Source organism: Dactylosporangium sp. NPDC051541 (assembly GCF_044454505.1).
In the GTDB taxonomy this organism is placed as follows: domain Bacteria; phylum Actinomycetota; class Actinomycetes; order Mycobacteriales; family Micromonosporaceae; genus Dactylosporangium.
The window spans coordinates 1387837-1407154 of sequence record NZ_JBITDU010000001.1; the positions used below are offsets into that span (position 1 = coordinate 1387837).

Here is a 19318-nt window from a genome sequence, read left to right on the forward strand (position 1 = left end):
TCCTGCGGCTTAAGTCCGCCGCTCACCCTATGTTTGCGCGGTGCCAGTCGAAACCCCTTCCATGGATGAAGCCACCGAGATCATTGCGGTGAACGATGTCTCTTCGCCGGTATTCGTCGATGCGTCGGGTCGCCGGGGAAGGCGAATCCGAATTGTTTTCGGCGCGCTCGGTGCGGCGACGCTCGTCTATGGCGCGCTGGTGGCCACGAGCCTCGCCGGCGGACCGTTGAAGCCGCAGCAGCTGCTGCCGTTCCCGGAGCTGGTGAACAACCTGCCCGGCGTCGAGCAGCCGCAGCCCACTGCGCAGCCCGGGTCCAACAATCAGGCCGTCAAGCCGCCCGCGGTCACCACGGCGAAGAAGATCAACAGCGCCAACAAGCCGGCGCAGAGTGGTGTCGTCCCGGTGCCGTCGGCGACTGCGACCGGTGCGCCGGTTCCGGGTACCACCACGACCACGGCACCGCCGCCCGCGGAGGCCACCGGCGCCCCGCCGGCGCAGCCGAGCGCCATGCCGTCGCCGAGCAAGACCACCGGCCCTGTCACGAGCCCGACGCCGGACAAGACCACACCGCCGCCGCCTCCGAAGTCGGGCGAGGCCGCCCCGGCCAACCCGAATGGCGGCACGGGTTCCGGGTCGCAGTCGACGCCTGCCACGGTGCCGGTGGGGGAGACGCAGACCCAGACGCAGGTCCCGGTCGCGACCCCCGTCGCCACGAGCACGAATGGCAACGGCGAAGGCTCTGGCGGTACCAATGCCGGCCCTTCGCCTGTTGCGACCGCGAGCCTGGGCCCGGCGTGACCCGGAAGAAGAAGGGCGAGAAGGGCGCGCGGAAGCGGTTCTCGTTCACCCGGCTGATCTTCGGCCTCCTCCTGCTGTCGATGCTCGCGGGCGTGCTGTTCGTCGAGGCGTACGTCAACGCGGAGTTCCACCCGGACCACAGCGAGAGCGCCGGCAAGCAGACGACCGTGCCGCAGTCCGTGATCGACGGCGGGCCGATCATCGACACGCGCAACAACCAGGTGCACTCGTACTCGCTGCCCAGCAAGACGATCGCGCTGACCTTCGACGACGGGCCCGATCCGCAGTGGACTCCGCAGATCATGGACGTGCTGCGCAGGCACAACGTGAACGCGACGTTCTTCGTCGTCGGCACCCAGGTGACCCGGCACGCCGACCTCGTCTCCGAGCTCGCGCGCGGTGGCGATGAGATCGGCATCCACAGCTTCACGCATCCGCGCCTGGATCAGCTCACCAAGTGGCAGCGGGAGCTGGAGTACTCGCAGACCCAGCTCGCCGTGGTCAAGGCGACCGGGCAGAAGTCGGCGCTGCTGCGCCTGCCGTACTCGTCCAGCGCCGACGCCATCGACGACGCCAACTGGCCCCTGATCAAGGACGCCGGTCGCCTAGGGTACCTCTCGATCATGACCGACACCGACAGCCGCGACTGGAGCCTTCCGGGCGTGGACAAGATCGTGCAGGGTGCGACGCCCGAGGGGGACAAGGGTTCGATCGTCCTCATGCACGACGCCGGTGGCGACCGCAAGCAGACCATCGAGGCCCTCGACCGGTTCATCCCGATGATGCAGCAGCGCGGGTACGCCTTCACGACCGTCTCCGGCGGCCTGCAGAAGGCCCTCGCCGGCCAGAACATCACCCTGGAGGCCCCGGCCACCGTCACCGACCAGCGCCGCGCGTTCGCGCTCGTGACGGCCGTCGGCGTGGCCGACTGGATCATGGAGCTGCTCCGCATCCTGTTCCTGATCGTCGGCATCCTCACCATCGGCCGCACGGTCGCGCTGTTCCTGCTGGCCGGTCGGCACGCGCGGAAGCGGCGTAACAAGGCGTGGAAGTGGGGCCCGCCGGTCGCGGATCCGGTGTCGGTCATCGTGCCCGCGTACAACGAGAAAGAGGGCATCGAGGCCGCGGTGCGCTCCCTGGCGAGCGGCGACCACCCCGGCGGCATCGAGGTCGTGGTCGTTGACGACGGCTCCACCGACGGCACCGCGGCGCTGGTCGACGCGCTCAACCTGCCCAACGTGCGGGTCGTGCGCATCCCCAACGGCGGCAAACCGAACGCCCTCAACGTCGGCGTGGCCATGGCCCGCAACGATCTCATCGTCATGGTCGACGGCGACACCGTGTTCGAGGTGGATGCGGTACGCCACCTCGTCCAGCCGTTCGCGGACCCCACGGTCGGCGCGGTCGCGGGCAACGTCAAGGTCGGCAACCGCGACTCCATCGTCGCGCGGTGGCAGCACATCGAGTACGTCATCGGCTTCAACCTCGACCGCCGTCTGTACGACCTCCTGCAGGTCATGCCCACGATCCCGGGCGCCATCGGCGCGTTCCGGCGCCAGGCCCTGGCCGACATCGGCGGCATCAGCCACGACACGCTCGCCGAGGACACCGACGCCACCATGGCCCTGTGCCGGACCGGCTGGCGCGTGGTCTACGAGGAGCGCGCCCGCGCGTGGACGGAGGCCCCGAGCAAGCTGCGCCAGCTGTGGCTGCAGCGGTACCGGTGGAGCTACGGCACGATGCAGGCGATGTGGAAGCACCGCCGGTCCATCCTGGATCGCGGCCCGTCCGGCCGGTTCGGCCGCGTCGGACTGCCATTCATCGCGTTCTTCGGCATCGCCCTGCCGCTGCTGGCCCCGCTGATCGACGTCCTGCTCGTCTACGGCCTGTTCTTCTCCAGCTGGAAGATCACCACGGCCGCGTGGCTGGCCATGTTCACGATGCAGCTGGTCACCGCGATCGTCGCGTTCCGGCTGGACAAGGAGAAGCTGCGGCCGCTGTGGGTCCTGCCGCTCCAGCAGTTCGTGTACCGCCAGCTCATGTACATCGTGCTGATCCAGTCGATGGGTACCGCGCTGACCGGCGCCCGGCTGCGCTGGCACAAGCTGCACCGGGCCGGCTCCGCGGGCGCCAGTGCCCCGATCCCGGCCCAGCCGGCCACCACGCCGGTCTCAACGTCGGCCACCGCGTCGTCTGCGGCGTCGTCGGCCGCGGCTTCGGCGGCGGTCGCGGTTGACGCGATGGCTTCGGCCGGGCGGGGGCCGGCGGGCGACAACGGTCCGTTGGTCGGCGACGGCTTCGCGTCGGTGAGCCGCGATGTGGTCGCGTCCGCGCGTGGCAGTGAGTTCCGCTCCGCGAGTTCGGCGCCGGACGAGGTGCCGTGGCGTGAGGATTCGTCCGGCCGTGGGCCCGGTGGCCGCCACGCGTCCTCGGCGCCGGACGCTTCCGCGCGCGATAACGCCTTTGGCTACACGGCCGGCGGCCGGGGGGCGTCCGCGCGTGACAGCGGAGTGGAATACGCGCGTGGCGACGGGTTCGGCTACTCGGGCGGTGGTGCTGACGCGTCCGGGCGTGGTGGCCGGTTCGGTTACGAGTCCGAGGGTGCCGACGCGTCCGGGCGTGGTGACGGGTTCGGGCGCGGTGACGGATTCGGCTACCTGGACGGTGGCGTGGGCGCGGGAGTCCTTGACGGCGGCGGTGGTCGTGGCCGCGGTGGTGTCCCGGCCGAGCCGGACGACGCCGACGGGGCGGGGGAGGGTGACGAGGCGGGGCAGAGTCGCGGGGTGGCGGCGGTGCCGCACGCGGCCGCGCCTGAGCACCGGGTCTCCGAGCACACCGCGGTGCTCTACGCGGTGTCGCACTCCTCGGTGCTGCGGTCCCGTTCGGCCGACTCCGGCGAAAAGGAGGACTGAGTGCCGCAGATCTCGACGCGGCGGGTGCTGGGCGTCGCGGCGTTCATCGTGGCCTCGCTGGCGCTCGCCTCGCTCGCGGTGCGGGCGCCCGACGCCGGCGACGACGACTCGGACGGGCGGACCGCGGCCAACGCCTCACCCGCGATCGGGCACGCCCCCGCGGATGACGGCGCATTGCCGGCCAGCCCGGACGGGCGGCGCTCCGTGCGCGTCGGGCCGAACCAGAAGGTCCGTGGCGACCTGTCCGACCCGCAGAAGAAGGACATCGCCATGCGGCTCGTGTCCAGCGCGGAGAACTCGACGCTGGACTGGACGGCGCAGTACGGGTACATCGAGGACATTCAGGACGGCCGGGGGTACACGGCCGGCATCGTCGGCTTCTGCAGCGGTACCGGCGACATGCGCGCCGTCATCGAGCGGTACACGACGGCGGTGCCGGGCAACAAGCTCGCCGCGTACCTGCCCGCCCTGAAACGGCTCAACGGCAGCGCCGCGCACACCGGCCTGGACCCGAACTTCACCGCGGACTGGAAGGCCGCCGCGGCCGACCCCGCCTTCCGGGCCGCGCAGGACGCCGAGCGCGACCGGATGTACTTCAACCCGGCCCTCAGCCAGGCCAAGCAGGACGGCCTGCGGGTCCTGGGGCAGTTCGCGTACTACGACGCGATCGTCATGCACGGTGCGAACGGTCTGGCCAAGCTCCGCCGTACGGCGGCCGAGACGGCCGCTCCGCCCGCGCGCGGGGGCGACGAGGCGGCGTACCTGGAGGCCTTCATGGATGCTCGGGTCGTCCTGATGGAGGACGAGGAGGCGCACGACGACCGCAGCCGCGTCGAGGACGCCCAGCGCGTGTTCCTGGCGGCCCGCAACTTCGACCTCGAACCGCCCTTGCGCTGGCGGGTCTACGGCGACTCGTACGAGATCTCCGTCTGACGCCCGCCTGCCCGTCCGGTCGGCCACGCTTCCGCGCGCCCCGTCCACGCCCACGCGCTGAACAGCCGAAACCCGGCTCCCGCGCGTGGGCGTCGCGCGTTTCGGCCCTCGCTGGAGTCGCTGGAGGAGCTGTGCGGATTGCCGGCCGGCCTCAGCGCGGATGTCGGGGGCATCCGCGCGGCCGGTGGTGCATCCGCGCGGCCGGCTGGGCGTCCGCGCGGCCGGCTGGGCGTCCGTTCGCGTGTGGGGCCGTCGCGCTGGGGATGGGGCGTCCGTGCGGGTGCGGCGGGAGGCATATCGGCGCCTTCCGTTGTTTCGGCGCCGCCGGGCGCGGGGGTGGAGGCGCTCTGCGCCTCTGGCTTTGAGGTCGGGACGCGCGGGCGCGGCGAGCGTGGGGTGGAGGCGTTCTGCGCCTCTGGCTCTGAGGTCGGGACGCGCGGGCGCGGCAGGGAGGCGCCCCGGCGCCGACCGGTGTCTGGTGGGAACGACGGTCCGCAGTCACGCGGACCCGAGTCCGGCTCTTCTGGCTCTTCCGGCTCTTATGGGCTCTTCCGCCTCTTCGGGCGCTTCCGCGCCCGCGGGGGCGCGCTTCCGGGCGCCGGTACGCTTGGGGCGTGAGAGTGCTTGCGGCGATGTCCGGTGGGGTCGACTCGGCGGTTGCGGCGGCCCGGGCGGTTGCGGCTGGGCATGACGTGACCGGGGTGCATCTGGCGTTGGCGCGGAATCCGCAGACGTACCGCACGGGCGCGCGGGGGTGTTGCACGCTCGAGGACTCGCGGGACGCTCGGCGGGCGGCGGACGTGATCGGGATTCCGTTCTACGTCTGGGACATGGCTGAGCAGTTCCATGAGGACGTCGTCGATGACTTCGTGGCGGAGTACGCGGCCGGGCGGACGCCGAATCCGTGCCTGCGGTGCAACGAGAAGATCAAGTTCGCGGCGGTGCTGGATCGCGCGGTCGCGCTCGGGTTCGATGCCGTTGTCACCGGGCACCACGCGCGGCTCGGGAGCGATGGGCTGCTGCGGCGGAGTGTCGATCTGGCCAAGGACCAGTCGTACGTGCTGGCGGTGCTCACGCGGGCGCAGCTGGACCGGGCCGTGTTTCCGCTCGGGGACTCCACGAAGGCACAGGTGCGCGCGGAGGCGGCCGAGCGCGGGCTGGCCGTGGCCGACAAGCCGGACAGCCACGACATCTGCTTCATCGCCGACGGGGACACGAAGCGCTTCCTCGCGGAGCGGCTCGGGTCGGCGCCCGGTGACATCGTGGACGCCTCCACCGGAGCGGTGATCGGGCAGCACGAGGGGGCCTACGCGTACACCGTCGGGCAGCGGCGCGGGCTGGATCTGCGCGTGTCCGCGCCGGACCGGCAGCCGCGCTACGTGTTGTCGATCACGCCGGTGACCAACACCGTGACCGTCGGGCCCGCCGCCTCGCTGGACGTGACGGGCGTCGTCGGGGAGCGGCCGGTCTGGACCGTGCCGACCGAGGGCGCGGTCGCGTGTGAGGTGCAGATGCGGGCGCACGGCGAGACGCTGCCCGCGACCGTGCGGCTCGAGGACGGCCGGCTCGTGGCCGCGCTCGGGCGCCCGGCCCGCGGGATCGCGACCGGGCAGGCCATCGTCTGCTACGAACTCTCGCCCGACGGCGACATCGTGCTCGGCTCGGCCACCATTTCGCAGACCTCCTGACCTCGGAGCATCGGTAGTGACGTCCTTCCCCTGGCCGGTCGCCGCGGCGACCGGCATCGGCTCCATGCCCGGCACCGACATCGCCGAGGCCCAGCGCATCGTGCTCGGTGAGCTGCCCGACCTGCCGCACCTGCCGGAGCTGCCCGCGCGGGGGCCCGGCGCGGACATGATCGGGCGCGGGGGCGTGTTCCTGACCGAGATGCCGATCGAGCTGTACGCCGCGCGGTGGCGCGTGGCCGCCCGGGCCGGACACGACCTCCGCGTCGCGCGCGACCTGCTCGAACGAGACCTGGACACGATGACGGAGCAGGCCGGGGAGTACGAGGGCACGTTCAAGGTGCAGGTGCCCGGGCCGTGGACGCTCGCGGCGTCGCTCGGGCTGCCCATCGGCGGGCAGGTGCTGCGCGATTTCGGGGCCGCGCGCGACCTCGCGGGGGCCCTGGCCGACGGCGTCGGTGCGCACGTCGCGCAGGTGCGGGCCCGGCTCCCGCGCGCGAGGGTGCTGCTGCAGCTCGACGAGCCGTCGCTGCCGGCGGTGCTGGCCGGGCGGGTGCCGACGGAGAGCGGGTTCGCGACGCTGCGGTCGGTGGACCCGGCCGTCGCGCGGTCGGCTCTGTCGGCGGTCATCACGGCCGCCGGGGTGCCGGTCGTGGTGCATTGTTGTGCGGCGGGGGTACCGCTGCAGCTCATCCGGGAAGCGGGCGCGATCGGCGTCGCCGTCGACCTGTCGCTGCTGCGCGACCTCGACCCGCTGGGCGAGCAGCTGGACGCGGGCATGGGCCTGTTCGCCGGTGTGTCCGGGCGCACGGCCGAGCAGCAGGCCGACCAGGTCCGCCGGGTGTGGCGCAACCTCGGGTTCCCGCTGAAGACGCTGCCGGAGCAGGTGGTGGTCACGCCGCCGTGCGGGCTGCCGGGCGAGGCGAAGGCGACCGCGGCGCTGACGTCGGTGCGGGAGGCCGGGCGCCGTCTCACGGCCGACCTGGACTGAGCGATCGCCGGTCTCGGCGCCGGCACCGCCCCTGCTCCGGGGTGACCTGGGCTGACGCCTTTTTTGTCGTACCCCCGGGGTAAGTTCCTTGCCATGAACGACGCTGAGTCCGCCGCTGAGTCCGAGCCGACCGTCGAGGCGCGCGAGCGGCACGCCGAGCTGGCCCGCGAGCTGGACGAGCACCAGTACCGCTACTACGTCCTGCAGTCGCCCGCCGTGGACGACTCCGTGTACGACGGGCTGATGCGGGAGCTCCAGGCGCTCGAGGCGCAGTTCCCGGCGCTGATGACGCCGGACTCGCCCAGTCAGCGGGTCGGCGGCACGTTCTCGACCGAGTTCGCCTCCGTCGACCACCGCGAGCGGATGCTGAGCCTCGACAACGCGCTCAACGAGGAGCAGCTGGACGCCTGGGTCGAGCGGGTGGAGCGGGACGCCGGGAGCGCGCCGCGATACCTGTGCGAGCTGAAGATCGACGGGCTGGCGCTCAACCTGACGTACGAGCAGGGGCGGCTCACCCGGGCCGCGACGCGGGGTGACGGGCGCACCGGCGAGGACATCACCCTCAACGCCCGCACGATCCGGGAGATCCCCGGGCGGCTGGCCGGCGACGACGTGCCGGAGCTGCTGGAGGTGCGGGGCGAGGTGTTCTTCACCCTGGAGGGGTTCCAGGAGGTCAACGCGGCGCAGGTGGCGGCCGGGGAGCGGCCGTTCGCCAACCCGCGCAACGCGGCCAGCGGCAGCCTGCGGCAGAAGGACCCGCACATCACGGCGGGCCGGCCGATGCGGATGCTGGTGCACGGGTTCGGCGCGCGGGAGGGGTTCAACCCGGCGAGCCAGTCCGAGGCCTACGAGATGATGCGGGCGTGGGGGCTGCCGACCTCGACGCGCTACCGGGTGTGCGATGACCTGGCCGGGGTGAAGGCGTACATCGCGGAGTACGAGGACCGCCGGCACAAGCTGGAGCACGAGATCGACGGCGTGGTCGTGAAGGTCGACCAGATGTCGATCCAGCGCCGGCTCGGCTCGACCAGCAAGGACCCGCGCTGGGCGATCGCGTTCAAGTACCCGCCGGAAGAGGCGATGACCAAGCTCATCGGCATCGAGGTCAACGTGGGCCGGACCGGGCGGGTCACACCGTTCGCGGTCATGGAGCCGGTGTTCGTCGGTGGTGTCACGGTGCAGCAGGCGACCCTGCACAACGCGCAGGAGGTGGTGCGCAAGGGCGTCCTGATCGGCGACACCGTGGTCATCCGCCGGGCCGGCGAAGTGATCCCCGAGGTGCTGGGGCCGGTTGTGGACCGCCGCGACGGTACTGAGCACGCGTTCGTCATGCCCACCGAGTGCCCGTCGTGCAAGACCCCGCTGGCGCCCGGCAAGGAGGGCGACGTCGACATCCGCTGCCCCAACGCCCAGTTCTGCCCGGCCCAGCTGCGGGAGCGGCTCTACGGCCTGGCCGCCCGCGGCGCCCTCGACATCGAGGCCCTCGGCTGGGAGGCGGCGGCGGCGCTGCTGGAGTCGGTGATCCCCAACGAGAGCGAGCTCTTCGACGTCGACGCCGAGCGGCTCGCCCGGTCGCCGTTCTTCGTCAACAAGAACGGCGCCCTCGGCTCCAACGCACTGAGCCTGCTGGCCAACCTGGAGGAGGTCAAGCAGCGACCCCTCTGGCGGGTGCTCGTCGCGCTCTCCATCCGGCACGTCGGGCCGACCGCGGCCCAGGCCCTGGCCAACTCCCTCGGCTCCATGGACGCGATCGCCAACGCCACCACGGAGGAGCTCGTCGCCGTCGAGGGCGTGGGGCCGACGATCGCCCGCGCCGTGCACGAGTGGTTCGCCGTCGACTGGCACCGGGACTGGGTGGCGCGGTGGGCGGCGGCGGGCGTGCGGACGGTGGAGGAGCGGGTCGACACCGGGCCGCGGCCCCTGGAGGGGGTGACCGTGGTGGTGACGGGGTCGCTGGAGCGGTACTCCCGGGACCAGGCCACCGAGGCGGTGACCTCGCGTGGCGGCAAGGTCTCGGGGTCGGTGTCGAAGAAGACCGGGTTCGTGGTCGTGGGTGAGGCGCCGGGGTCGAAGGCGGAGAAGGCGGCCTCGTTGAAGGTGCCGATTCTGGACGAGGACGGGTTCGACGTGCTGCTGACCGAGGGGCCGGAGGCGGCTCGGGCGGTGGCGCAGACTGTCGATGAGGAAGCGGCGGGGGCGGCGGTGGAGGAGGCTGCGGCGGCTGAGTGACTGTCGGGTGGGTGCCAAGCGCGGGTCTGCGGGCTCAGGCCGTGCTCCGCGGGCCGCCCAGCACTGAGTCTGCACTGGCGGCGGACATGGGGCCGCTCGCACGCGTGTCCTGGCGCTGCGGTGAAAGCAGCGTGAAAAGAACCTCGGTAATGGCTGTGCGTAGTGGCGAGGGTCCATCGGGGTAATGGGCGCGGCGGTGATCGGCGTCAATGTTGGCCGATCACGGAAAGTTCGCGGACCGTTACGGTCGTTGCATATTCAAGCTGATCTGTCCATTGTGGGATCGCCCGGTCGGTTGAATCGGGGTGGGTTGTGCATCGATTCTGCATCCTTTCCGGAAATTTCCCTTGATCAGGGTGCAGGCTCGCAAGGCGTCCGAACGGGGTACATCGGCGGCCTCTGGCGAAAGCGGGGAACGGATGGAGCAGAGTGCGCTGCGCAACGTCGCGCCGCCTCGGCATCGTCGTCGGTTCTTCGCGTACGTCATCGTGGTCGTGGCGGTGGCCGGCGTCTGGTTCGTGAGCAGCATCCTGCGGGAAGGGTTCCAGGTCGACGCCGCGTTCTGGGTGTTCGCCGCGCTCGCCGTCGTGGCCGATACGCCGCCGTTCGTGCAGGGCTCCCGGGACGCGAACATTCCCACGTTTCCCTCGGTCTGCTTCACCTTCGCGATCATGATCGCCTATGGGTGCGCCCCCGCGGTCGCCGTGCAGCTCGTCGCCGTCATCGTCGCGGCGGTCTGGCTCAAGCACGCGCCGTGGCGGGCCGCGTTCAACGCGGCGCAGTTCATGCTGTCGTTCCAGGCCGCGGACACCCTGCTGCCGGAGAGCAACGTCGGCTCGATCAACAATGTCCACGAGCGGCTCGACACCACCGGGATCCTGTGGGTGCTGGCCGCCGCCGTCACCTGGTTCGTGGTCAACAACCTGCTGGTCGCCACGGCGATCTGGCTGCGCTTCGGTGGCAGCTGGCGCGTGGTGTTCAGCCGCGCGGTGCAGGCCGACGCCCTGCCGAACGGGGCGTTGCTGCTCTCCGCGCCGGGGCTGGTCGCGGCCGCACACGTCGACGTCCTGCTGGTACCACTGGCGCTCCTGACGCTTTTCGCCATCCGCAGGATGACCAAGCTCGCCACGCAGCGGACGCAGGCCGGGCGGCTGGACCCGCTGACCGGGCTGGCCAACCGCAAGGCGCTCGAGCGCGAGGTCGCGGCGCGGCTGCAGGAGCACGCCGAACGGGCCGAGGGTGGGGCGGCCGAGCGGCGCCTCGCCCTGCTGCTGCTCGACCTGGACGCGTTCAAGCAGGTGAACGACGCGCTCGGGCACCGGGTCGGGGACCGGCTGCTGGTCGAGGTGGGCCGGCGGCTGATCGCGGCCGCGGAGGCGTCGGGGCCGGACAATCTCGTGGGGCGGCTCGGCGGGGACGAGTTCGCGGTGGTGGTACCGCACTTACGCGACACCGCCGACGCCCGCCGCGCGGCCGCCGAGATCATGTCGGCGCTCGCGGAGCCGGTGCTGCTGGACGGGCTGCCGATCGACGTGGGCGCGTCGGTCGGCGTCGCCGTGTATCCGGAGCACGGCACGGACTTCGCCGAGCTCATGCAGCACGCCGACGTCGCCATGTACGACGCGAAAGGCCGCGGCGACAACCTCGCCGTCTACGCGCCCGAGTCCGACCACAACAGCCCGGAGCGGCTCAGCCTCCTCGCGGACCTGCGCCAGGCCTTGAAGACCAACGCCTGTGACGGCATCGAGCTGTACTACCAGCCCCAGGTCGAGCTGGCGACGGGCGCGACGGTCGGCGTGGAGGCGCTGCTGCGCTGGCGGCATCCGGTGCGCGGCCCGATCGACCCCGAGGAGCTGATCAAGGCGGCCGAGCACAGCCCGGTGATGCGGCTGCTCACACTGCGGATCGTCGACGAGGCGATCGAGCAGCTCGCGTCCTGGCGGGCGCTGTCGCCGGCGGCCGAGCGGCTGCGCGTCGCGGTGAACGTGAGCGTGCGGGACCTGCACACGGGCGAGATCGCGGACCGGATCGCGGCGAAGCTGACCCAGCTGGACGTCGACCCGTCGCGGCTGGAGCTGGAGATCACCGAGAGCGCGCTGATGGCCGACCCCCGCCGGGTCCTCACCACCCTGGCCCGGCTCAAGAAGCTCGGGGTCGCGATCGCCCTGGACGACTTCGGCACCGGGTACTCCTCCATGGTCCACCTGCGCCGCCTGCCACTCGCCGAGGTGAAAATCGACCGCTCGTTCGTGCTCGGCGTGGCGACCGACCCCGACGACGCCGCGATCGTCCGCTCCATGATCGACCTGGCCCGGGCGCTCGGCCTGCGCATCGTCGCGGAGGGTGTCGAGGACGAGCGCACCTGGCGGATGCTCGTCGACGCGGGCTGTGACGTGGCCCAGGGCTGGTACTTCGCCCGCCCGATGCCCCCGGACCGGCTGCTGGACTGGCTGTCGAAGACTGCCGCACGGCCCGTCATCAGCACGAAATAGACTCGTCGGGTTGACGCAGGGATGTCACGCTGCGTCCAGATGCCGACGACCTGAAGGAGAAGCGCGCCGATGGCCACGATTTCCCGCGATGAGGTGGCGCATCTCGCGCGTCTCGCGCGGCTTGCCGTCACCGATGAGGAGCTCGACACCTTCGCCGGGCAGCTCGACGTGATCCTGCAGGCCGTCGCTCAGGTCGGCGAGGTCGCCGCCGTGGACGTGCCGCCGACCTCCCACTCGGTGCCGCTGACCAACGTGTACCGCGACGACGTCGTCGTGCCCGGTCTCGCGCGCGAGGACGCGCTGGCCGGCGCGCCCGACGCCGAGCAGAACCGCTTCCGCGTCCCGCGGATCCTGGACGAGGAGGCCTGAGCCGTGAGTGAGCTGACGAAACTCTCCGCCGCCGAGCTCGGCCGCCGCCTCGAGGCCAAGGAGGTCTCGGCCGTCGAGGTCGCGACCGCGCACCTGGACCGGATCGAGGCCGTCGAGGGCAAGGTCCACGCGTTCCTGCACGTCGACCGCGAGGGCGCGCTCGAGGCCGCCCGGGCCACCGACGAGCGCCGGGCCAAGGGCGCGGCCCACGGCCCGCTCGACGGCGTGCCGATCGCCGTCAAGGACGTCATCGCCACCCGCGGCGTCCCGACGACCGCCGGCTCCAAGATCCTCGAGGGCTGGCGCCCGCCGTACGACGCGACGATCATGACCCGGCTGCGCGAGGCCGGGCTCGTCATGGTCGGCAAGACCAACATGGACGAGTTCGCGATGGGCTCCTCGACGGAGTACTCGGCCTACGGCCCGACGTACAACCCGTGGGACACCGCGCGCATCCCGGGCGGCTCCGGCGGTGGCTCCGCGGCCGCGGTCGCCGCCTACGAGGCCCCCCTCGCGATCGGCACCGACACCGGCGGCTCCATCCGCCAGCCCGCGGCCGTCACCGGCACCGTCGGCGCCAAGCCGACCTACGGCGGGACCTCGCGGTACGGCCTCATCGCCTTCTCCTCGTCCCTGGACACGCCCGGCCCCTGCGCCCGCACGGTCGAGGACGCGGCCCTGCTCCACGCGGTCATCGGCGGCCACGACCCGCGCGACTCGACCTCGATCCCGCAGCCGGTGCCCGACGTCGTCGCGGCCGCGCGCCTGGGCGCGACGGGTGACCTCAGCGGCGTACGCCTCGGCCTGGTGAAGGAGTTCGCGGGCGAGGGCGCGGAGCCCGGCGTCGTCGCGGCCTACCGCGAGTCGGTCGAAGCCCTGGTCAAGCTGGGGGCGGAGGTCGTCGAGGTCTCGTGCCCGAGCTTCAAGTTCGCGCTGCCGGCCTACTACCTGATCGCGCCGAGCGAGTGCTCGTCCAACCTGGCCCGGTTCGACGGCGTGCGCTACGGCCTGCGCGTCGGCGACGACGGCCGGCACTCCCTCGAGGAGGTCATGTCGCTGACCCGCGACGCCGGCTTCGGCCCCGAGGTCAAGCGGCGGATCATCCTCGGCACCTACGCGCTGTCGGCCGGCTACTACGACGCCTACTACGGCCAGGCGCAGAAGGTCCGCACGCTGATCACCCGCGACTTCCAGGCCGCGTTCGAGGTCGCCGACGTGCTCATCGCGCCGACCACGCCGTTCGTGGCGTTCGAACTCGGCGCGCGCACGTCCGACCCCTACCAGATGTACCTCGCGGACCTGTACACGATCCCGTCGAACCTCTACGGCGGCCCGGCGATCTCGGTGCCGTCCGGCCTGTCCGAGGGGCTCCCGACGGGCCTGCAGATCATGGCCCCGACCATGGCCGACGACCGGATGTACCGAGTGGCGGCCGCGCTGGAATCAGCACTGCCGCCACTCACCCCGCCGTCGCTGTGACGCCGAGGACCTGCTCAGCCCTTGCTGCCCTGACGCCAGGAGAACGGGCCGGGCAGGTCCACGCGGTTCTTCTTGCTCCGCGAGTTCCACGACCACGGGCCCAGCTTGAAGCTCCACGAGGAGAATCCGTCCTGCGTGAAGTGGAAAATGAACGGGCCGAACTTCTTGCTCTTTCGAAACTGCACCGGCATGGCTTCGCTCCCTCCAGGTGAGCGATGGATACCCAATGTCGTGCGTTGATACACCAAGGCTGAAAGCAGGCATCATGAGCACCGTGACGCAACTGTCGTACGAGGAGGCGGTGGCCGCGTTCGAGCCGGTCATCGGCCTGGAGACGCACGTCGAACTCGGCACCAACACCAAGATGTTCTGCGGCTGCCCGACCGTGTTCGGCGCCGAGCCCAACACCCAGGTCTGCCCGGTCTGCCTCGGCCTGCCCGGCGCGCTCCCGGTCGCCAACCGCGCCGCGATCGAGGCGACGATCCGCATCGGCCTGGCCCTGAACTGCTCGATCGCGCCCTGGGGCCGCTTCGCGCGCAAGAACTACTTCTACCCCGACATGCCGAAGAACTTCCAGATCAGCCAGTATGACGAGCCGCTGTGCGTGGATGGGTACCTCGACGTCGAGATCGACGGCGAGCTGGTCCGCATCGGCATCGAGCGGGTGCACCTGGAGGAGGACACCGGCAAGACGCTGCACGTCGGCGGCGCGACCGGGCGCATCCACGGCGCGACCGAGTCCCTCGTGGACTACAACCGGGCCGGCATCCCGCTCGTCGAGATCGTCACCAAGCCGGTCCCCGGCACGGGCGCCCGCGCGCCGGAGATCGCCCGCGCCTACGTCGCCGAGCTGCGCGACGTCATCCGCACGTTGGACGTCTCCGACGTGCGCATGGAGCAGGGCTCGATGCGCTGCGACGTGAACACCTCGCTCAACCGCCCGGGCGCGGAGTGGGGCACCCGAACCGAGACCAAGAACGTCAACTCGCTGCGCTCCGTCGAGCGCGCCGTCCGCTCCGAGATCATCCGCCAGGCCGGCGTCCTCACCGACGGCGGGAAGATCATCCAGGAGACCCGGCACTTCCACGAGGAGACCGGCGACACGACGTCCGGGCGCAGCAAGGAGACGGCGACCGACTACCGGTACTTCCCGGAGCCCGACCTCGTCCCCCTCGCCCCCGCCGCCGAATGGATCGCCGAGCTCAAGGCCGCCCTGCCCGAGCTGCCCCGGGTCCGCCGCGCGCGGCTGCAGTCCGAGTGGGGCTTCACCGACCTCGACATGCAGTCCGTGGTCAACGCGGGCGCCGTGGAGCTCATCTCGGCCACCGTCGAGGCCGGCGCGTCGGCCGCGTCCGCGCGCAAGTGGTGGCTGGGCGAGCTGGCCCGGCGCGCCAACGAGACCGAGGCCGAGCTCGATGCCCTGGGCGTGACCCCGCGCGCGGTCGCGCAGCTGCAGGCCCTGGTCGACAGCGGCAAGATCAACGACAAGCTGGCCCGCGTCGTCCTGGAGGGCGTCATCGCCGGCGAGGGCACGCCGGCCGAGGTCGTCGCCGCCCGCGGGCTCGAGGTCGTGTCCGACGAGGGCGCGCTGACCAAGGCCGTCGACGAGGCGATCGCCGCCAACCCGGACGTCGCGGCGAAGGTCCGCGACGGCAAGGTCGCGGCGGCCGGCGCCCTGGTGGGTGCGGTCATGAAGGCCACGGGCGGCAAGGCCGACGCCAAGACGGTGCGTGAGCTGATCATCGCGCGGCTGTCCTAGCCGGTGCGACGCGACCGCCCCCGTCCGCGCGGACGGGGGCGGTCGCGTGTTCAGACGTTCGAGCAGGGCACGCCGTTGAGCGAGAAGACCGTCGGCGTCGGGTTCTGGGTGGTGTAGCCGCCCTGGAAACCGGGGCTGACGGTGCCGCCGCCGGCGCCGATCGAGCCGGCCACGGTCACGGTGACCTGCCGGCCGGACTGGGCCCAGGTGGCGCCCCAGCCGTTCGTGACGCTCTGCCCGTCGGCGGGCCAGGTGAACGTGACGCGACCGTCGGTGACCGGGGCCGCGGCCCGGTTGGTCACCGTCAGCGCGGCGACGAACCCGCCCTGCCAGCTGTTGCTGATCTCGTAATGCGCGGCGCAGGAGGCGTCGGGCGGCGGCGGTACGGTCACCGCGACCGGCGACGTCGGCAGCGACTCGTAGCCGTGGCTGTCCACCGCGACGACCTGATACCGGTACGTCGCGCCGATTGTCAGGCCGCTCAGGGCGAGCGTGGTCGCGCCCGGGCTCGCGACCAGGGTCCGCCCGCCCGAGGTCAGCTGGAAGACCTTGTAACTCGCGACCGGGTAGGTGCCCGCGGTCCCCGCCGCCCAGGTCAGCGTCGCCTTGCCGGTGGCGTTGCCGGCGGTACTGGAGGAGAGGCCCGAAACAACCGGAGCGCCGGGCGGCCCCGGGACGGTCGCGACCGCGCCCCCGCTGCCCGGGATCTGCAGCACGGTCAGGCTGTACGGGCCGACGGTGACCGACCCGGCGGAGCTCTGCGTACGGGTGGTGATCGCGCTCGCGTTGTTGGCGAACGTGTGCACGACCGGGCCGCCGGACGGCGTGAACCCGGCGTAGGTCAGGTTCACCGTGCGCGCGGACGCGGGGTCCTCGTTGACCACCAGGACGTTGAGGCCGCCGCCGACGGTACGCACCGCATGGATTTTGACCAGGGCGTTGTCTGACCGGGCGGCGACCATCGAGTCCCCCGGCGCGCCGAGCCTCGCGACCATGGCGACGCCGTAGTACGGCGCGAACGGCGTGTTCAGCGGCGGCTCGGTGACCCCGCTGCCGTTGGTGCCGCTGGAGAAGATGCCGCCGTCGCCGTAGTCCTGGGCGCCGTTGATGACGCTCGGGGTGCCCGGACCGTTGTGCTGGTTCCACCAGTCGACGTTCGTCACGCCGTGCTCGAACCAGGTCAGGTAGGAGTCGGCCGCGAACAGGGCATTGGGCTGCACGTCGACCGCGACGTTCGAGTTCGTCTCGGTGACCATGATCGGCACGTCGGCCGGGTTCCGGCCGGCGTACTGCCGGATCTGCGCCTTCGCCGCCGCGACCATCCCGGCGATCTGGTCGGGGTAGTTGAGCGCGGCCGCGACGTCGGTGCTGGGCGGGAAGCCGGCCGGGTACCAATGGATGATCACGCAGTCGGTCTTCGCGCCGATCGCGCTCAGGACGGTCTCGTTCCACGGCTTGGGGTTCGCGGCGTTGGTGACCCCGTCGGGCCACGCGCCGGGCGTGGTCATCTGGACGCACACCTTGATGTCCGGATCGACGGCCTTCATGGCCGCGATGAACTTCAGCGACTCGGCCACATACACGGCCGGTCCGCAGTTGTACGTCTGGTTCGGGTACGTGCCCTTCGGGATCGGAGCGCCGGACGCGTCCGTGCAGCGACCGTCGGCCTCCCAGTTCGCGCCGTAGGTGCCGTTGCCGGCGGTCTCGTTGCCGATCTCCCAGTACTTGATGCCGTAGCCGTTGTCCACGTTCGCGTGCCGGACCCAGCCGGCGGCCAGTTCCGGGGTGCCGGTGCCGTAGTTGACCGTGATGATCGGCGCGCTGTGCGCGGCCCGCGCCGTGCCCATGAACTCGGCGAACGTCGTGCCGCCGGCCACGTAGCCGCCGTCGGCGACGTGGGTCTGCCAGTTGTAGATGTCGGAGTACGAGCCGCCCGGGTAGCGCAGCGCGTTGAACCCGGCGGCGCTGAGCAGGCCGGGCATGGCGGGGTGGTTCATGTTGGCGTCGTAGACGGCGGTGTTGAGACCGACGCCGTTCGCGGGGATCGGGCCGAGCCCCGCGGTCGCGTCCACCGCGACGCTCGTCGATCCGGCCGGTGGCGGCGCGGACGGCGAGGCGGACGGCGACGCGGATGGGGAGCGCGACGCCGACGGTGTCGCGGAGGGGGACCTCGAGGCCGGCGCCGACCCGGAGGGGGTGGTGACGCCGCCCGTGCAGGCGACGCCGTTCAGGGTGAAGGCCGCCGGCACCGGGTTGGCCTGCGCCCAGGTGCCGTTGAACCCGAACGCAGCCGACGCGCCCGCGCCGATGACGGCGTTGTACGACTGGTTGGTGACGGTCACGGTCGACCCGGACGTCGTGGCGGTCGCGTTCCAGATCTGCCCGACGGTCTGGCCCGGGCCGAAGGTCCAGCTCAGCCGCCACCCGTTGATCGGGTCGCCGAGGTTGGTGATCGAGACGTCGGCCCCGAAGCCGCCGGCCCACTGCGACGTCACCCGGTAGTCGACGCGGCAGCCGGCCGCGGCGTAGGCGGCGGACGCCATCGCGACCGCGCCGCCGGCGGCGACGGTGATCGCCACGCTCATGATCACGAGTGCCCGGCGACCGTGCTGGCCGCCTGGCCGTGAAACGTGCATCGGTTTCTCCTATCGGAGCAAAAGTTGGAAACTTTCGCGAATACCGATGTTTCTGTTTCGGGGACGCTAGGCGGCCTTAGCGAGGCACGTCAATGCGCGGCCGCCGCGCGGGCGCGGCGACTGAGCCGGGGCTTTGAAACTTTCGAAAGGACGGCTCGCTTCGCGTTGCCGATCCGTTTGACTCGGGTCCGCGTCACTCGCGGTCCGTGCCTCCCGCGAGACACCGCTCGGCGCCGGGGCGCCTCACTGCCAGGTCCGCGATTGCGGACCTGCCTTTCCTATCAGTCCGACGAGCACAGAACCTCCTGCCGCGGCGCGGAGCCGCTCGCCCAACGCCCGGCCGTCCAACCCGGCGCCACTCCGGTCCGGGCCGACGGAGCGGCGTGAAGCGCCCTGCCGCAGACCCGTCGCGGACAGGCACTCACGCCGCGCCCATGCGGCTGCACGGCATGTCGCATCCGCGGGGCTGGCACGTCGCGTCGCGTCCGCGCGCGGCCGGCACGCCACGTCGTGTCGCATCCGCGCGTTCGCGCGGCATGCCGCGTCCGCGCGCGGCCGGCACGCCACGCCACGTCGCGTCCGCGCGCGGCCGGCACGCCACGCCACGCCACGTCGCGTCCGCGCGGCATGTTGTGTCCGCGCGTGGCCGGCACGTCGCGTCGCGTCCGCGCGTCCGCGCGGCATGTCGCGTCCGCGCGCGGCCGGCACGCCACGCCACGTCGCGTCCGCGCGGCTGCGCGGCATGTTGTCTCCACGCGTGGCCGGCACGTCGCGTCGCGTCCGCGCGGCATGCCGCGTCCGCGCGCGGCCGGCACGCCACGCCACGTCGCGTCCGCGCGGCTGCGCGGCATGTTGTCTCCGCGCGTGGCCGGCACGTCGCGTCGCGTTCGCGCGGCATGCCGCGTCCGCGCGCGGCCGGCACGCCACGCCACGCCACGTCCGCGCGGCTGCGCGGCATGTTGTCTCCGCGCGTGGCCGGCACGTCGCGTCGCGTTCGCGCGGCATGCCGCGTCCGCGCGCGGCCGGCACGCACG

Annotated in this window: 12 protein-coding genes; 10 read left to right on the plus strand and 2 right to left on the minus strand. The window is 72.0% G+C overall.

What is annotated here, in order from left to right; all coding sequences use genetic code 11:
• The first annotated feature begins 40 nt into the window (after positions 1-40).
• From ACIA8L_RS06300 to gatA, 9 genes are all read left to right on the plus strand, one after another.
• Positions 41-799: a hypothetical protein gene (locus ACIA8L_RS06300; protein WP_395901032.1), complete on the plus strand. Its 759-nt coding sequence runs from the start codon at positions 41-43 to the stop codon at positions 797-799.
• Positions 796-3711 carry a bifunctional polysaccharide deacetylase/glycosyltransferase family 2 protein gene (locus ACIA8L_RS06305; protein WP_395901034.1) on the plus strand — a complete coding sequence of 972 codons (2916 nt, stop codon included), beginning with the start codon at positions 796-798 and terminating at the stop codon, positions 3709-3711. Before ACIA8L_RS06300 ends, ACIA8L_RS06305 begins: the two co-directional genes overlap by 4 nt.
• Positions 3712-4644 carry a chitosanase gene (locus ACIA8L_RS06310; protein ID WP_395901036.1) on the plus strand — a complete coding sequence of 311 codons (933 nt, stop codon included), beginning with the start codon at positions 3712-3714 and terminating at the stop codon, positions 4642-4644.
• Between the two features lie 614 nt (positions 4645-5258).
• On the plus strand, positions 5259-6332 hold the full coding sequence (gene mnmA / locus ACIA8L_RS06315) for a tRNA 2-thiouridine(34) synthase MnmA (protein ID WP_395901038.1): 1074 nt from the start codon (positions 5259-5261) through the stop codon (positions 6330-6332).
• 64 nt (positions 6333-6396) lie between these two features.
• Complete coding sequence (locus ACIA8L_RS06320) at positions 6397-7320, plus strand: methionine synthase (protein WP_395901758.1); 924 nt, start codon at positions 6397-6399, stop codon at positions 7318-7320.
• Positions 7321-7413: 93 nt separating this feature from the next.
• Positions 7414-9549: an NAD-dependent DNA ligase LigA gene (gene ligA, locus ACIA8L_RS06325; protein ID WP_395901040.1), complete on the plus strand. Its 2136-nt coding sequence runs from the start codon at positions 7414-7416 to the stop codon at positions 9547-9549.
• A gap of 419 nt (positions 9550-9968) precedes the next feature.
• Positions 9969-12041, plus strand: coding sequence for a putative bifunctional diguanylate cyclase/phosphodiesterase (locus tag ACIA8L_RS06330; protein WP_395901042.1), 2073 nt, complete (start codon positions 9969-9971; stop codon positions 12039-12041).
• A 69-nt stretch (positions 12042-12110) separates the two neighbouring features.
• Positions 12111-12410, plus strand: a complete 300-nt coding sequence (gene gatC / locus ACIA8L_RS06335) for an Asp-tRNA(Asn)/Glu-tRNA(Gln) amidotransferase subunit GatC (RefSeq protein ID WP_395901044.1) — start codon at positions 12111-12113, stop codon at positions 12408-12410.
• Between the two features lie 3 nt (positions 12411-12413).
• Positions 12414-13889, plus strand: a complete 1476-nt coding sequence (gene gatA / locus ACIA8L_RS06340; protein WP_395901046.1) for an Asp-tRNA(Asn)/Glu-tRNA(Gln) amidotransferase subunit GatA — start codon at positions 12414-12416, stop codon at positions 13887-13889.
• Positions 13890-13903: 14 nt separating this feature from the next.
• Here the strand turns inward: gatA and ACIA8L_RS06345 are convergent, their stop codons facing one another.
• Positions 13904-14080 (minus strand): DUF4236 domain-containing protein, encoded by a 177-nt coding sequence (locus tag ACIA8L_RS06345; RefSeq protein WP_395901048.1) that lies wholly within the window; start codon positions 14078-14080, stop codon positions 13904-13906.
• Positions 14081-14154: 74 nt separating this feature from the next.
• Between ACIA8L_RS06345 and gatB the strand changes: the two genes are divergently transcribed.
• The gene (gatB, locus tag ACIA8L_RS06350; RefSeq protein ID WP_395901050.1) at positions 14155-15648 is read left to right on the plus strand and encodes an Asp-tRNA(Asn)/Glu-tRNA(Gln) amidotransferase subunit GatB; all 1494 of its coding nucleotides are present in this window, start codon (positions 14155-14157) and stop codon (positions 15646-15648) included.
• Between the two features lie 50 nt (positions 15649-15698).
• Here the strand turns inward: gatB and ACIA8L_RS06355 are convergent, their stop codons facing one another.
• Positions 15699-18233 (minus strand): cellulose binding domain-containing protein, encoded by a 2535-nt coding sequence (locus tag ACIA8L_RS06355; protein ID WP_395901051.1) that lies wholly within the window; start codon positions 18231-18233, stop codon positions 15699-15701.
• Between the last annotated feature and the right edge of the window lie 1085 nt (positions 18234-19318).